The sequence below is a fragment of the Sphingopyxis sp. 550A genome (assembly GCF_053569535.1).
The window spans coordinates 1601155-1615728 of sequence record NZ_CM131615.1 but is presented as its reverse complement, the minus strand read 5'-3'; the positions used below and the strand labels follow the sequence as shown (position 1 = coordinate 1615728).

At 66.9% G+C, this 14574-nt stretch carries 13 protein-coding genes; 6 read left to right on the top strand and 7 right to left on the bottom strand.

What is annotated here, in order from left to right; all coding sequences use genetic code 11:
• Positions 1-57 precede the first annotated feature (57 nt).
• The 6 genes from ACVENA_RS07795 (at position 58) to ACVENA_RS07770 (ending at position 6345) form a co-directional block, all read left to right on the top strand.
• Entirely contained in the window at positions 58-1251 is a 1194-nt protein-coding gene (locus ACVENA_RS07795) for a type III PLP-dependent enzyme (RefSeq protein WP_449328315.1), read from the top strand.
• A gap of 99 nt (positions 1252-1350) precedes the next feature.
• Complete coding sequence (locus tag ACVENA_RS07790; protein WP_449328314.1) at positions 1351-2661, top strand: MFS transporter; 1311 nt, start codon at positions 1351-1353, stop codon at positions 2659-2661.
• 146 nt (positions 2662-2807) lie between these two features.
• The gene (gene gdhA / locus ACVENA_RS07785) at positions 2808-4157 is read left to right on the top strand and encodes an NADP-specific glutamate dehydrogenase (RefSeq protein WP_449328313.1); all 1350 of its coding nucleotides are present in this window, start codon (positions 2808-2810) and stop codon (positions 4155-4157) included.
• A gap of 84 nt (positions 4158-4241) precedes the next feature.
• A complete protein-coding gene (locus tag ACVENA_RS07780; RefSeq protein WP_449328312.1) occupies positions 4242-5402 on the top strand; it encodes a CaiB/BaiF CoA transferase family protein in 1161 nt (386 codons plus the stop codon).
• Between the two features lie 66 nt (positions 5403-5468).
• Positions 5469-5900 (top strand): MAPEG family protein, encoded by a 432-nt coding sequence (locus ACVENA_RS07775; RefSeq protein ID WP_449328311.1) that lies wholly within the window; start codon positions 5469-5471, stop codon positions 5898-5900.
• Positions 5901-5910: 10 nt separating this feature from the next.
• Positions 5911-6345: an MAPEG family protein gene (locus tag ACVENA_RS07770; protein ID WP_449328310.1), complete on the top strand. Its 435-nt coding sequence runs from the start codon at positions 5911-5913 to the stop codon at positions 6343-6345.
• 35 nt (positions 6346-6380) lie between these two features.
• On the opposite strand, the gene ACVENA_RS07765 is transcribed toward ACVENA_RS07770, so the two are convergent.
• The 7 genes from ACVENA_RS07765 to ACVENA_RS07735 form a co-directional block, all read right to left on the bottom strand.
• Positions 6381-7580 (bottom strand): class I SAM-dependent RNA methyltransferase, encoded by a 1200-nt coding sequence (locus ACVENA_RS07765; protein ID WP_449328309.1) that lies wholly within the window; start codon positions 7578-7580, stop codon positions 6381-6383.
• A gap of 1 nt (position 7581) precedes the next feature.
• On the bottom strand, positions 7582-8889 hold the full coding sequence (locus tag ACVENA_RS07760) for an NAD(P)H-hydrate epimerase (RefSeq protein WP_449328308.1): 1308 nt from the start codon (positions 8887-8889) through the stop codon (positions 7582-7584).
• Between the two features lie 160 nt (positions 8890-9049).
• Positions 9050-9436: a hypothetical protein gene (locus tag ACVENA_RS07755; RefSeq protein WP_449328307.1), complete on the bottom strand. Its 387-nt coding sequence runs from the start codon at positions 9434-9436 to the stop codon at positions 9050-9052.
• Positions 9433-11292: a dihydroxy-acid dehydratase gene (gene ilvD / locus ACVENA_RS07750; protein ID WP_449328306.1), complete on the bottom strand. Its 1860-nt coding sequence runs from the start codon at positions 11290-11292 to the stop codon at positions 9433-9435. The genes ACVENA_RS07755 and ilvD overlap by 4 nt, the downstream gene beginning before the upstream one ends.
• A 59-nt stretch (positions 11293-11351) precedes the next feature.
• Positions 11352-12083 (bottom strand): N-formylglutamate amidohydrolase, encoded by a 732-nt coding sequence (locus tag ACVENA_RS07745; RefSeq protein WP_449328305.1) that lies wholly within the window; start codon positions 12081-12083, stop codon positions 11352-11354.
• Positions 12080-12928 carry a 4-(cytidine 5'-diphospho)-2-C-methyl-D-erythritol kinase gene (locus tag ACVENA_RS07740; RefSeq protein ID WP_449328304.1) on the bottom strand — a complete coding sequence of 283 codons (849 nt, stop codon included), beginning with the start codon at positions 12926-12928 and terminating at the stop codon, positions 12080-12082. The genes ACVENA_RS07745 and ACVENA_RS07740 overlap by 4 nt, the downstream gene beginning before the upstream one ends.
• Positions 12928-14532 (bottom strand): tetratricopeptide repeat protein, encoded by a 1605-nt coding sequence (locus ACVENA_RS07735; RefSeq protein WP_449328303.1) that lies wholly within the window; start codon positions 14530-14532, stop codon positions 12928-12930. Before ACVENA_RS07735 ends, ACVENA_RS07740 begins: the two co-directional genes overlap by 1 nt.
• Positions 14533-14574 lie beyond the last annotated feature (42 nt).

Here is a 14574-nt window from a genome sequence, read left to right as displayed (position 1 = left end):
TCCAATAACCGCAAGGCAGCCTTGGATGTTTAACGTTATTTTTGGGGGTCCCTTGAGTTGCACCAGCATCATAGCGCCCACGGGCTGATTCAGGCACTTTCGCCGGTCGAACCTGTTACGCTTGTCCGTCCGCACGCCGCGGCGCGCGCAGCGCGTTTCTTCATCGAGCGATTCCCCGGCACGACCATGTACGCGGTCAAGGCGAATCCGTCGCCCGACCTGCTGCGCATCCTCTGGGATTCGGGCGTCACTCATTATGACGTCGCCTCGATTGCCGAGGTGCGGCTGGTCGCGCGCACGCTGCCGCAGGCGACGCTCTGCTTCATGCACCCGGTGAAGGCCGAGGAAGCGATTTCCGAGGCTTATTGGAAGCATGGCGTGCGCACCTTCTCGCTCGACACGATGGACGAGCTTCAGAAGATCGTCCGCGCGACCGAGGGCGCGGCCGACCTCAACCTGCTCGTGCGCCTGCGCGTCTCGTCCGACCATTCGAAGCTCAGCCTCGCCGCCAAGTTCGGCGCCGAGCCCGAAGAGGTCGCCGAACTCCTCATGGCGACCCGTCAGGCCGCCGACGCGCTCGGCATCTGCTTCCACGTCGGCAGCCAGGCGATGACCCCGCACGCTTATGCGCAGGCCATGGAGCGCGTCCGCGCCGCGATCGTCGCGGCGGCGGTGACGGTCGACATCATCGACGTCGGCGGCGGCTTCCCCTCGACCTATCCGGGCATGGAGCCCCCGCCGCTCGGCGCCTATTTCGACACGATCCACCGCAGCTTCGAAAGCCTGCCGATCAGCTATTCGGCCGAGCTCTGGTGCGAACCGGGCCGCGCGCTGTCGGCCGAATACAGCTCGCTGATCGTCCGCGTCGAAAAGCGCCGCGGCGACGAGCTCTACATCAACGACGGCGCCTATGGCGCGCTGTTCGACGCCGCGCATGTCGGCTGGCGCTTCCCGGTCACGCTGCTTCGCGAAGCCGCGAGCGAGGCCGAGATGACGGCGTTCAGCTTCTACGGGCCGACGTGCGACGACCTCGACCATATGGCAGGCCCCTTCTTCCTGCCGGCGGACGTCAAGGCGGGCGATTTCATCGAGATCGGCATGCTCGGCGCCTATGGCTGCGCGATGCGGACCAGGTTCAACGGCTTCGGCGCCGAGGAAATCCACGTCGTCAGCGACGAACCGATGGCGAGCCTCTACACCGGCGAAGTCGAACAGGAACGCCGCAGCGCGACGGTGACCAAGCTGTTCTGACTGAAGACGGACCATCGAAACAGGGGCCGGCGCCGCGATGCACCGGTCCCTTTTCCATGGGCTGGCGCCGCAGGGCCGAAACGCTAGATTGCGCGGCCCATGCAACCCTTCCATCATCTCCTCGTCAATAATCTGGCCGCGAACATCACCAATTTCACGGTGTGGTTCGCGCTGACCTTCTGGACCTTCCTCGAAACCCAGTCGGTGTTCGCGACGGGAATGATCGCGGGCATCTATCTGGTGCTTACCGCGATGCTGGGCATCTGGTTCGGCAGCCTTGTCGACCATCATGGCAAACGCATCATGATGATCGCATCAAGCCTCGCGTCATGCACCTTCTATGCACTCGCACTCGGCGGCTATGCGTTCGATCCCTCCATTCGCGAAGCCGACGTGTCGAGCGCGACGCTGTGGCTGTTCATCCTTGCCAGCATGTTTGGGATGATCGCCGGTAATATCCGCATGATCGCCCTGCCCACATTGGTCACCCTGCTCGTGCCCGAGGAGCGGCGCGACAGGGCGAACGGCCTCGTCGGCATCGTCAGCGGAATCGGCTTTCTGACTACCTCGGCGATCAGCGGCTTCCTCGTCGCTTGGGGCGGGATGGTTGCCACGCTCGCGATCGCAATCATGCTCTCGATCATCGTCGCGCTGCATCTGACGGCGGTTCATATCGACGAAGCCCGCGAGGCGGCCGAAGCGCCGGAGCCGAAGCGCGTCGACCTTGCCGGGACGTTTCGCGTCGTTCTGGCGATCCCCGGCCTGTTCGCGCTGATTCTCTTTTCGTGCTTCAACAATCTGCTCGGCGGCGTCTTCATGGCGCTGATGGACGCCTATGGCCTATCGCTGATGGAGGTTCAGCAATGGGGAATGCTATGGGCCGTGACCTCGATAGGCTTCATCCTCAGCGGCGCGCTCATCGCGCGCACCGGCCTCGGCGCCAATCCTATCCGCACCTTGCTTCTCGTCTGCTTCGCCGAATGGATCATCGCGGCCGTATTCACGCTCCAATCGTCGATCCCGCTGCTAGCGGCCGGCTGTTTCCTGTGGCTGTTCCTCGGCCCCTATGCCGAGGCGGCCGAACAGACCGCAATGCAAAAGGTCGTCCCCTATGAACGGCAAGGCCGCGTGTTCGGCTTCGCGCAGTCGATCGAACTCGCCGCTTCGCCGCTGACGGCTTTTCTGATCGCGCCGCTGACGCAATTCTTTTTCGTCCCCTTCATGACCGACGGCGCGGGCGCCGATGCGATCGGCGACTGGTTCGGCCGCGGGCCCGAACGCGGGATTGCGCTGGTCTTCACGATCACCGGTCTGCTTGGCGTCATCCTGACAATCATCGCCTTTCGGTCGCGCTCCTACCGGTTGATCTCGGCCGCCTATGCCAAGGGTCCGGATTCGGCACTGGGGTGATCGAGATCAAGACGCCGGGGCTCTTCGATATCTTCGGATTTTGAGCGAGCAGGTTCCCGTGAAGCCATTTTTCCTGCCCCACAGCCTTGCGGCCCAGCCGTGCATCGTCCACACGCCCGTTCGATTCATGCAGTCAGGAGGATGTTTTGAGCAAGATTGATGAAAAGTTGCAGCCGGTTCTTGATGAAGTATTGCGCCGTAACGCCGGGGAAGCCGAATTTCACCAGGCGGTCCACGAAGTCCTGGAAAGCCTCGGGCGCGTCGTCGCCAAACATCCCGAATATGCGCATCACGCGCTGATCGAGCGGATTTGCGAACCGGAGCGGCAGATCATCTTTCGCGTTCCCTGGGTCGACGACAGCGGCCAGGTCCAGATCAACCGCGGCTTCCGCGTCCAGTTCAACTCGGCGCTCGGCCCCTATAAGGGCGGCATCCGCTTTCACCCGTCGGTCAACCTCGGCATCATCAAATTCCTGGGGTTCGAACAGATCTTCAAAAATGCGCTGACCGGCATGCCGATCGGCGGCGGCAAGGGCGGATCGGACTTCAACCCGCGCGGCCGCTCGGATGGCGAGATCATGCGCTTCTGCCAGGCCTTCATGACCGAGCTGCAACGCCACCTCGGTGAATATACCGACGTTCCCGCGGGCGACATCGGCGTCGGCGGCCGCGAGATCGGCTATATGTTCGGCCAGTATAAACGGCTCACCAACCGCTACGAGGCGGGCGTGCTGACCGGCAAGGGTCTCGTCTACGGCGGGTCGCGCGCGCGGACCGAGGCGACCGGCTTCGGCCTCGTCTATTTCGTCCAGCAGATGCTGGCGACCAAAGGCGCGACGCTCGACGGCAAGCGCGTCGTCGTTTCGGGCTCGGGCAACGTCGCCATCTATGCCATCGACAAGGTGCGCCAGTTCGGCGGCAAGGTCGTGGCCTGCTCCGACTCCAATGGCTATGTCCTCGACGAAGACGGCATCGACCTCGACCTTTTGAAGGAGGTCAAGGAAATCCGCCGCGAACGCCTGTCGGATTATGTCCGCATGAAAGGCGCCACCGCTCATTATATCGAGGGCGGGTCGATCTGGGACGTCGCGTGCGACGTCGCTCTCCCCTGTGCGACGCAGAACGAACTCACCGGCAAGGACGCGACAACGCTGATCAGGAACGGCGTTCAGGTGGTCGGCGAAGGCGCGAACATGCCCTCGACACCCGACGCGGTCGATCTGTTCCACCAGAATGGCGTGATGTTCGCGCCGGGCAAAGCGGCGAACGCCGGCGGCGTCGCGACATCGGCGCTCGAAATGCAGCAGAATGCCTCCCGCGACAGCTGGTCCTTCGACCAGACCGAGGCACGGCTGGCGCAGATCATGCGCGGCATCCACGACAATTGCGCCGCGACCGCCGACGAATATAGCGCGCCGGGCAATTATGTCCTCGGCGCCAATATCGCGGGCTTCGTCCGCGTCGCCGAAGCGATGCAGTCGCTCGGCGTCATCTGATCTCCCGAACCTGATTCCTGCGCGGGGTGACAAAGGCCCCGCGTTCGGGCATCGCCATTCGAAACTCCGGGAGAAGGAACGGCGATGGCGATGCTCGAGGGAATCAGGATCATCGATCTCACCACGGTCATCTTCGGTCCCTATGCGACGCAGATGCTCGCCGACCTCGGCGCCGAAGTGATCAAGGTCGAGACGCCCGGTCTCGGCGACGTGTCACGCTATCTCGGCAACGGCAGGCCCGATCCGACGATGGGGTCGATCCACCTGACCGTTAACCGCGGCAAGCGCTCGATCGCGCTCGACCTCAAGAAGCCCGAGGACGCCGCGACGCTGCGCGACCTGATCGCGACCGGCGACGTCTTTTTCCACAACATCCGCGGCAAGGCGATCGCGCGGCTCGGCTTCGATTATGAAAGCTGCAAGGCGATCAAGCCCGACATCATCTATGTCCACGGCACCGGTTTCGGCCAGGACGGTCCCTACGCCGACCTTCAGGCCTATGATGACGTGATCCAGGCGGCGAGCGGGACGACCAGCCTGCTTCCTCGCGCCGACGGCAATCCCCGCCCGCGCTATTTCCCATCGCTGATCGCCGACAAGATTGCGGGCCATTTCGGCGCTCAGGCGATCCTCGCCGCGCTCGTCCACAAGCTGCGCACCGGCGAAGGACAGGAGGTCGCGGTGCCGATGTTCGAATGCTTCACCGCCTTCATGCTGACCGAGCATCTGTGCGACGCGACGCTCGACCCCGCGATCGGCCCGGCAGGCTATCCGCGTCAACTCGACCCGACGCGCCAGCCCTTCCCCACCAAGGACGGCCATATCGCGATCGTCCCCTATACGCCCACATCCACTGCGCGACTGATGGGACTGCTCGGCAGCGAGGATCTGCTTACCTCGCCGGCCTATGAGGAGGCCAAGGCGAAGGGCCAGCCCATGGCGTTGATCTATACGGAGATCGCGCGCCGGACGCCCGCGAAAACCACCGCCGAATGGCTGGAAATCTTCGCGGCCAACGACATTCCCGCAATGCGGGTTCGCGACCTCGACGATATCCGCAACGATCCCCATCTTGCCGCGACCGATTTCTTTCGTCCTCGCGAACATCCCGAGGTGGGCGCCTTTTTCGAGATGCGGCCGCCGGTCGGATATGGCGCCGCGGCGCCGCGCGACCTGGGCTATGCGCCACGGATCGACGGCGATGGTCAAGCGATCCGCGCCGAACTGGCGGCGCGGCGGGGTTGAACATCCCCCGTTGCATATTGGCGCGCGCGCCCTAGCATCCTCGCAAATCGAAAAAGGGGGATGCTCATGTCACAAAGCCTGCTCGCGCCCGGTGCGGTGCTCGTCCTGTGGACGCTCGTGATGGCCGTATGGGTCGCCGCGACGCGCCTGCCGGCGCTCAAGAAAATGGGGGTCGACCTCAAGACCGCGCCGCCCGGCGGCCGCGGCGCCGATCTGGAAGGCGTCCTGCCGCCTGCGGTGAACTGGAAATCGCACAATTATACCCATCTGCTCGAGCAGCCGACGATCTTCTATGCGACGATCGTCTTCCTGCACCTGTCGGGCGGCAACACCGGCCTGACACGCGGGCTCGCCTGGGCCTATGTCGTCATCCGCATCGTTCACAGCCTCTGGCAGGTGACGGTGAACCGGATTCCGGTGCGCTTTACCCTGTTCCTGCTGTCGACGCTGTGCCTGTTCGTGCTGGCATTGCTCGCCGTGATCGCAACCCTGGGCTGAGGGGGAAACCATGGAAACGAACGCCATATTGGGACCGGTCGCGACGCTCGCACTCTGGTCGATGGTCATGTGGGTGTGGATGTATGCGACGCGCATCCCCGCAATGGGCCGGGCCAAGATCGATGCGAAGAATCTCGTCGGCACGACAGGCCGCGGCCTCGACGAGGTGCTGCCCGCCGAAGTCCAGTGGAAGGCGCACAACTACAACCATCTGATGGAACAGCCGACGGTCTTTTACGCCGTCGCGCTGGCACTCGCGGTCGGCGGCATCGGCGGCGGGCTCAACGCGCAGATCGCCTGGGCCTATGTCGGCCTGCGGATCGTGCACAGCCTGATTCAGGCAACTGTCAATCGCGTGATGTGGCGCTTCGCGGTGTTCGCGCTGGCGAGCCTCGCGCTGATCGCGCTCTGCCTGCACGCCTTCATCGGTTTCGTGGTGCATTGAGAAGACGTCGCCCCCGCGCAGGCGGGGGCGAAGGTCTATCGCGAAAAACGCCCGGCCAGTTCGACATGCGTCGACCAGCGGAACTGCCCGACGGGCCTTACCCAGTCGAGCCGGTAGCCGCCCTGCACCAACAGCTTCGCATCGCGCGCAAAGCTCGCGGGATTGCAGCTCACATAGGCGATCGCGGGCACCTTCGACACCGCGATCTGCTTCACCTGCTCCTCGGCTCCCGCGCGCGGCGGGTCGAGGATCACCGCGCCGAAGCGATCGAGCTCCGCGGGCACCAGCGGCCGCCGGAACAGGTCGCGATGCTCGGTCGCGACCAACGCCCGCGCGCGGTTCGCCGCGCCGGTCAGCGCCGCGATCGCATCGCGTGCGCCCTCGGCGGCATAGATTTTGCGCCCCGCCTGCACCGACAGCGCAAAGGTGCCGACCCCCGCGAACAGGTCGGCGACCGCCGCTGCGCCACCGATCGCATCGCGCACCGCCTCGACAAGTGCCGCCTGGCCCGCCGCCGTCGCCTGCAAGAAGGTAAAGGGCGGCACCTCGACGCCGATGGTGCCGAAATGCGCGGTCGGCGGCTCGGGCTGCCACACGGTTTCCAGCCCGTCGCCCTGATCGATCGCCAGCCGCGCCAGCGCATGGTCGCCCGCGAAATCCTGGAGCGCCATCGCCGCGTCGAGCCCTTCCGCCCGCACCCCCTCCAGCACCACCTCGGCGCCCTGGTCGAGCATCTGCAGCTTGACCTTCACCGGACGCCGCTGCGGTGCGATGCCATCGAGCAACGCGCGGATCGGGGCGACGAGCGCGAACAGTTCGGGCACCAGCAGCGGACACATGCGCATGTCGACGATCTGGTTGCTCTGCGCCGCGTTGAAGCCGAGCGCGACCTGCTTGCCGGCCTTGAGCGCGGTGAGCGCCGCGCGGCGGCGGCTCTGCGGCGGCGACAGCAAAGCAGGCAGCACCTCGCCCGCCGCGACCTGTTGCCCCTCCAGCGCGCCGGCGACCCGATCGCGCACGAAATCGGCGAGCGCAGCGTCCGAGACATGCTGCAACTGGCAGCCACCGCATTTGCCGAAATGGCGGCACACCGGCTCGGCGCGATTTGGACCCGGCACCAGCATCCCGTCGGCCATGACATGATCGCCGGGCACGCCGCCCGCGACATGGCGCCCGTCGGCGGTCACGCCATCGCCGCGCGCGGCGATGCGCTCGATCAGCGCGCTGTCATTCATATCAGTCCCTAATCAGATCGTCGGCCACAAGGCCGGGGCCTATACGGCGCGCGGCGGCGATATGCCAGCCCACCGCCGCGACCGCCGCATCGAACGCGTCGTCGCCGCCCGCGAGCATCGCCCCGCACGCCCCCGCCAGCACATCGCCCGTTCCCGCGGTCGCGAGCCAGGGGCTCCCCGGCCACGCCGCGACGACGCGCCCGTCGGGAGCTGCAACAACCGTGTCCGCACCCTTGTAGATGACCACAGCCCGCGTCCGCGCAGCGGCCGCCATCGCGCGATGTATCTTGTCGCCCTCGATGTCCGGAAAGGCCCGCGCGAACTCCCCCTCGTGCGGCGTCAATATAGCCCTCGTCCCGCCGCCAAGGCGCGGGAGCGCGGACAGGATAGCGCTCGCATCGAGGACGACCGGCTTGCCGCTGTCCAGCGCCGCCGCCACATCGGAATCAAGATCGCCGCCAGACGGATAGCCCGGCCCCAGAATGACAGCGCCCAGCCGTTTGTCACCTAGCCGCTCGACATAGCCCCCCCCATCTTCCGCGATCAGGGCCGCGAACGGCGGGGTGGCGGACCCGCTGAGCACGACATAGCCCGCCCCCGCGCGGAGCGCCGACGCCGCGGCCAGCCCGGCCGCACCCGGCATCGCCCCGGCCCGCACCAGTACCATGCCGCGGCTGAACTTATGCGCGTCTGCAGAGGGTATGCCGCTGACCGGCTTCGGCAGTGTCCGGATCCGCCGATCGGGTTCGATCCCGATCGGCGCAAGCAGAACGCGGCCGCAAGCCGCGGCAGACGGCAGCAGTACATGCGCGAACTTCAGCGCCCCCAGTGCGACCGTGACATCAGCGGGGAGTGGCGGCAACCATGGCGCGACCCCGTCGCTATCGACCCCGCTCGGAACGTCGACGGCCACTACACGCAACCCGGCAAATCCCCTTAGGATGTCGAACAGCTCGTTCGACAGCGGCCGCGACAGGCCCATTCCGAACAGCGCATCCACGATCAGCGGCGCCGGGGCGGTATCGGGACCGAGCGGCTCTACGGGGCCGGTCCAGCGCCGCCGCGCCACCTGCGCCAGATCGGTTGCGGGCGGCGCCAGCGCGGCCACCCGAACCGCCGCGCCCCGCGCCGTGAGAATGCGCGCGGCGACATAGCCGTCGCCGCCATTGTTCCCCGGCCCGCAGAGAACGAGGATCGGCCCTCCGGCCGCCATACGCCAGGCAATGTCGGCCACCGCCACGCCCGCGCGTTCCATCAGCTCCGAAAGCGACGTCCCCAGCCCCACGCACCGCGCTTCGGCCGCACGCATGATGTTGCTTGGAAAAACGGGAGCATCGGCGGGAACGGGCATAGGCGCAGTTTAGAACATCGAACCATCGATGGGAATCGTCATTGCGAGCGCAGCGAAACAATCCAGGGCGATTTACGCCATTCTGGCTTGCTTCGCTGCGCTCACAATGACGAGTGGATTACTTCGCCCCGCCGGTATTCGCAGGCAGTCGATAACGGTCGCCCCCCACCGCCACCTCGATCATCCCGTCCCCGACGATCGTCACTTTCGCGGGCTCGGCGCCATCGGCCGACACCACCCCGCGGCCGTCGGTCGCGATTTGCAGGCGGCGGTATCCGACGTCCGCCTTGCCGACCACCAGCACGGTGCCGTCGGCGCCGCTCATTTCGGTGATCGTGCAGTCGCGGTCGAACGCCTTCGCACCTTCGAGCGCGCAGTCGATAAGGCCGTCGAGCGCCGCTTCCTTGCTGCCGCGCGCTTCGGCCTCGGCAAGCTTGCCATTGTCGGGGCCGCCGTTGCAGCCCGCGACAAGCAAGACCGCGATCAAGCCCCCGAGTTTCTTCATCTTTTGCCCTTCAACTGCGACAGGTCGCGCACCGCGCCGCGCGCGGCGCTGGTCGTCATCGCCGCATAGGCCTGAAGTGCTACCGAAACCTTGCGCGGACGCGCCTTGGCGGGCTGCCACGCATCGTCGCCCCTCGCTTCCATCGCCGCGCGCCGCGCCGCGAGTTCCGCGTCGGAAAGGACCAGCTTGATGCTGCGCCCCGGAATGTCGATCTCGATAAGGTCGCCATTCTCGACCAGCCCGATCGCGCCGCCTTCCGCCGCCTCGGGCGAGACATGGCCGATCGACAGGCCCGAGGTGCCGCCCGAAAAACGCCCGTCGGTGATCAGCGCGCAGGCCGCGCCGAGCCCCTTCGATTTGAGATAGCTCGTCGGATAGAGCATTTCCTGCATCCCCGGCCCGCCTTTCGGCCCTTCGTAGCGGATGACGACGACGTCGCCCGCCTCGACCTGCCCGGTCAATATGCCCGCAACCGCGGCGTCCTGGCTTTCATAAACTTTGGCAGGCCCTGCGAATTTCAGGATCGATTCGTCGACCCCGGCAGTCTTCACGATGCAGCCGTCGAGCGCGATATTGCCCGACAGCACGGCAAGCCCGCCGTCCTTGCTGAACGCATGCTCCGCCGAGCGGATCACCCCCGCCTCGCGGTCGAGGTCGAGCGAATCCCAGCGCCGGTCCTGGCTAAAGGCGGTCTGCGTCGGCACGCCGCCGGGGGCCGCCATGAAGAAGGTCTGCACATCGGGATCGTTGGTGCGCGAAATATCCCATTTGTTGAGCGCATCACCCAGCGTCGCGCTGTGCACGGTCGGCAGATGCGCGTGGAGCAGCCCAGCGCGCTCGAGCTGGCCGAGGATCGCCATGATCCCGCCCGCGCGGTGGACGTCCTCCATATGGACGTCCTGCTTTGCCGGCGCGACCTTCGACAGGCAGGGAACGCGGCGCGACAGCCGGTCGATGTCGGTCATGGTGAAATCGACCCCCGCCTCGTGCGCGGCGGCGAGCAGATGGAGCACGGTGTTGGTCGACCCGCCCATCGCGATGTCGAGGCTCATCGCATTTTCGAATGCCTCGAAGCTCGCGATCGTGCGCGGCAGCACGCGGTCGTCGCCCTCTTCATAATGGCGGCGGCACATCTCGACGATCATTCGCCCCGCGCGCAGGAACAGCGCCTTGCGGTCGGCGTGCGTCGCCAGCGTCGAACCGTTGCCCGGCAGCGACAGCCCCAGCGCCTCGGTCAGGCAGTTCATCGAATTGGCGGTGAACATGCCCGAGCAGCTCCCGCAGGTCGGGCACGCCGCCTGTTCGATCGCGGTCACCTCGGCATCGCTGTATTTTTCGTCGGCGGCGGCGACCATCGCATCGACCAGGTCGAGCGCGACCTCCTTGCCCTTCAGCACGACCTTGCCCGCCTCCATCGGCCCGCCCGACACGAACACCACCGGAATGTTGATGCGCAGCGCCGCCATCAGCATTCCCGGCGTGATCTTGTCGCAGTTGGAGATGCACACCATCGCGTCGGCGCAATGCGCATTGACCATATATTCGACGCTGTCGGCAATCAGGTCGCGGCTCGGCAGGCTGTAGAGCATCCCGTCATGGCCCATGGCGATGCCGTCATCGACCGCTATCGTATTGAATTCCTTGGCGACCCCGCCCGCCGCCTCGATCTCGCGGGCGACCATCTGGCCGAGGTCCTTCAGGTGAACATGGCCGGGAACGAACTGGGTGAAGCTGTTGACCACCGCGATGATCGGCTTGCCGAAATCGCCGTCCTTCATCCCCGTCGCGCGCCAGAGCCCGCGCGCGCCCGCCATGTTGCGGCCATGAGTGGTGGTGCGGGAACGATAAGAAGCCATTTGGAGAGTTCCTGATAATATTATTTCAATAATTAGCGAATGAAAGCGCCCCTACACGCCTATGCGGGCAGTTTCAACGATATATTCTTACACATCCGCACCAGCCGCTCGGCGAACAGCACCTGCCCCGCCGCATCGCCGACCAGATCCTGCCGCATCTCGATCCCCACGTAAGGAATGGCGTTCGCTTCGGCATGGCGATTCATCGTCGCGTTGAGCAGCTTGCCCGAATAGGGAAGCTGGTCGCCGACAATCAGCCCCTCGCCTCGCAAGGCGGCGATGGCCGGCCCCGCAAGCCGGTCATCCTCATTATAGAGCACCCCGACCTGCCACGGTCGCGCCTGGTCCGGATCGCTCGCCAGCGATGGCGTGAAGCTGTGCAGCGACAGGATCATCGCCGGGCGATGCGCTGCAATCGTCGCGGCGATATGGTCGTGATAGGGACGGAAGAAGCGAGCAAGCCGGGCCTCGCGGCCGTCATGATCGAGTGCGTTTCCGGGAATCGCGTGCCCGTCGCTGGCAATCGGGATCGCACCGGGCGAATCCTCGTCGCGATTGCAGTCGACGACGAGCCGCGACACGCCGCCGAGGATCGCGGCATCGACCGCAGCCGCCTCGACCAGCAGCGCCGCCACCTCGGCGACGCCGATGTCGATCGCGATATGATTGCGGAGCAGCGCCGGATCGATGCCAAGGTCGATGTCCTCCGGCACATGCGCAGAAGCATGATCGCCGATCAGCAGCACCCCGCCCGCGCGCGGTGCTCCCAATTGCCGCCACGCCTCGCTCATCTGAGCGCTCCTGCAAGCTGCCACCAGTGCGGATGGCTCGCCACGAGCCGCGCCGCTGCCGCATCGCGCCCGGCGGGTGCGTCGAACAACGCGAAGCAGGTTGCGCCCGAGCCTGACATGCGCGCAAGCCAAGGCTTCAGCGCGCCCAGTTCGGTCAGCACGTCGACGATCGCGGGGCATTGTGCGATCGCGGGCCGCTGCAGATCGTTGCGCGAGGCAAAAAGCTGCGCGCGCACATCGGCGCCGGTGAACAGGGGGCCGCGATCCACCCCGTCCCACGCGGAGAACACCGGCCCCGTCGCGACCAGCTGACGCGGATTGACGAGCAGCACCGGCGTTCCGCTCAGCGCAAGTTCGGGCACCCCGCTCAACTTCTCGCCGACGCCGGTGCCGAGGCAGGTGGCGCTTGCGACGCAGGCCGCGATATCGGCGCCGAGCGGCGCGACCAGCCGCGCCAGCGGGGCATCGCCGATTTCGGGCAGGAAATGCCGCCGCACCAGCCGCGCCATCGCCGCGGCATCGGCCGACCCGCCGCCGATCCCCGCCGCCACGGGCAAGCGCTTGGTCAGCCGGATCGCCAGCGGCGGCACGCGCTCCGCGCCATGGCGTTCGCGCATCAGCGCCAGCACGCGCCGCACCAGATTGTCGGCGCCGTCCGACAGCCCTTCGGCAAATTCGCCGTCGAGGATCAGCCGATCGGCGTCGGCCACCTCGACAGCCAGCGCATCGCCGGCATCGACGAACGCAAACAAGGTCTCGATCTCGTGATAGCCGTTGGGGCGCCGCGCGCGGATGTGCAGCGCCAGGTTGATCTTCGCCCAGCCGGTTTCGCCGAAAACCGCCATCACGGCGCCGTCGTCGCCGGTGTCAGCCCGTCGCGCAGCTTCGCGGCGAGCCGCGCCGCCATGTCCGCCTCGGCGAGTAGCGCCGCCGCGCGCCACGTATAACGCGCCTGGAACTTGCGCCCCGCCTGCCAATAGGCATCGCCCAGATGCTCGACGATCACCGCATTGCCGGGCTCGCTCGCCTGCGCCTTTTCAAGCAGCGGGACCGCATCGGCGGTGCGCCCGGTGAGGAAATAGGCCCAGCCGAGCGAATCGGTGATCGCGACATCCTGCGGCTCGGCCTGCCACGCCGCCTCGATCCGCGCGAGCGCCTGCGCGACATCCTTGCGCCGTTCGATTGCCGAATAGCCCGCGAAATTGAGCACCGCCGCGTCGTCGGGACGCAGCGCGACCGCCTGCTCGATCAGCGCCGACGCGCCGTCCCAATCATCAGCCTGCAACCGCAGTTCGGCGCGCGCAATGAGCAGATTTCCGCGCAGCGCGCGATCCTCGGGCCCATCGCCCAGCGTCGCCTCGATTCCGGCATAAGCGCGCGCCGTTGCTTCACGGTCGTCGGCGCGCCGCGCGATGTCGGCGAAGCGCGCGAACAGGCTGCGCGCCGGAGAGGCCCTTGCCGCCGCTTCGGCAAGCGGGGTCGCCCCCGCAAGGTCGCCCGCATCGGCCATCAATTCGGCGCGGCGCATCTGGAGTACGGGCGGAATCGGCGCGCGGCCACCCATCAATAGTGCCGCAGCATCGCTTTCCTGCTCGGCGCGATCGAGCGATTCGACGAGCGCCGAGCGCACCGCCCAATCGCGGTCGTCGAGCCAGAAGGCGGCGCGCCCGAACAGTAGCGACAGTCTGGCGTTGCCGTTCGGCATCCGCGCGAAGCCGTCGCCGAGCAGCGCGAGCCAATGCGCCATCCCGCCGCGCGGCGTCGACACCGGCCGGTCGGGAAGCAGCAGCATCGGATCTTCACGCCCGCCCGCCGCCAGCGCGATCCGCCCGCGTAGCGCGTCGGCTGCCTCCCCCTCGCCCATCGCGGCGAATGTTGCCGCAAGGCGCAGTGCGACGAGCTGGCTCATCCGATCGGTCGGGGTGGTCCGGGCCGCCAGCGCCACCGCCTCCGCCGGCCGCTTCGCCGCAAGTTGAACCAGGGCCGCTTCCAGTTCCAGCGCTGGTTCGGGGCGTCCCTTACCGGCCGCGGCGAGCAAATGCCGCTCGGGTATTTTTTCCCGCGCGCCGACGTCGATCCAGCCCTGAAAGGCCGGGAGTATCAGCCGGGCGATCGCATCGCCGCCGGCCTTGTCGGACCGGCCGTTCAGATAATCGCGCGCACCCTTCCAGTCCGCCCGTCGCATCGCGTCGACGACGAGCACGAGCTGGGCGTCGAGACGCCGGTCGCCACCCTGCCACAGCCGAAGCGCGGCGCTGCGTGCGGCGGGCAGGTCGCCGGCCTGGATGGCCTGTTCGAGCATCCGGCCGCGCAGCCCGGGCATGTCGGGCGCCGCGCTCGCGACGCGCGTCAGTGCCGCCAGCGCCGCGGCCGGATCGTTCGCTTCCTCGGCCAGCCGCGCATCGGCCAGCGCGGCGAGCGTGGCGCCATCGTCGACGGCCGCCTGCACGGAACCGGCGGCGGCCAGCGCGCCGACGGCGAAAATCAGGCG

Coding starts and splice junctions, on each gene's coding strand:
- ACVENA_RS07790 (WP_449328314.1), top strand. CDS start 1,351: ATGCAACCCTTCCATCATCTCCTCGTCAATAATCTGGCCGCGAACATC.
- ACVENA_RS07780 (WP_449328312.1), top strand. CDS start 4,242: ATGGCGATGCTCGAGGGAATCAGGATCATCGATCTCACCACGGTCATC.
- ACVENA_RS07775 (WP_449328311.1), top strand. CDS start 5,469: ATGTCACAAAGCCTGCTCGCGCCCGGTGCGGTGCTCGTCCTGTGGACG.
- ACVENA_RS07770 (WP_449328310.1), top strand. CDS start 5,911: ATGGAAACGAACGCCATATTGGGACCGGTCGCGACGCTCGCACTCTGG.
- ACVENA_RS07765 (WP_449328309.1), bottom strand. CDS start 7,580: ATGAATGACAGCGCGCTGATCGAGCGCATCGCCGCGCGCGGCGATGGC.
- ACVENA_RS07760 (WP_449328308.1), bottom strand. CDS start 8,889: ATGCGTGCGGCCGAAGCGCGGTGCGTGGGGCTGGGGACGTCGCTTTCG.
- ACVENA_RS07755 (WP_449328307.1), bottom strand. CDS start 9,436: ATGAAGAAACTCGGGGGCTTGATCGCGGTCTTGCTTGTCGCGGGCTGC.
- ilvD (WP_449328306.1), bottom strand. CDS start 11,292: ATGGCTTCTTATCGTTCCCGCACCACCACTCATGGCCGCAACATGGCG.
- ACVENA_RS07745 (WP_449328305.1), bottom strand. CDS start 12,083: ATGAGCGAGGCGTGGCGGCAATTGGGAGCACCGCGCGCGGGCGGGGTG.
- ACVENA_RS07740 (WP_449328304.1), bottom strand. CDS start 12,928: ATGGCGGTTTTCGGCGAAACCGGCTGGGCGAAGATCAACCTGGCGCTG.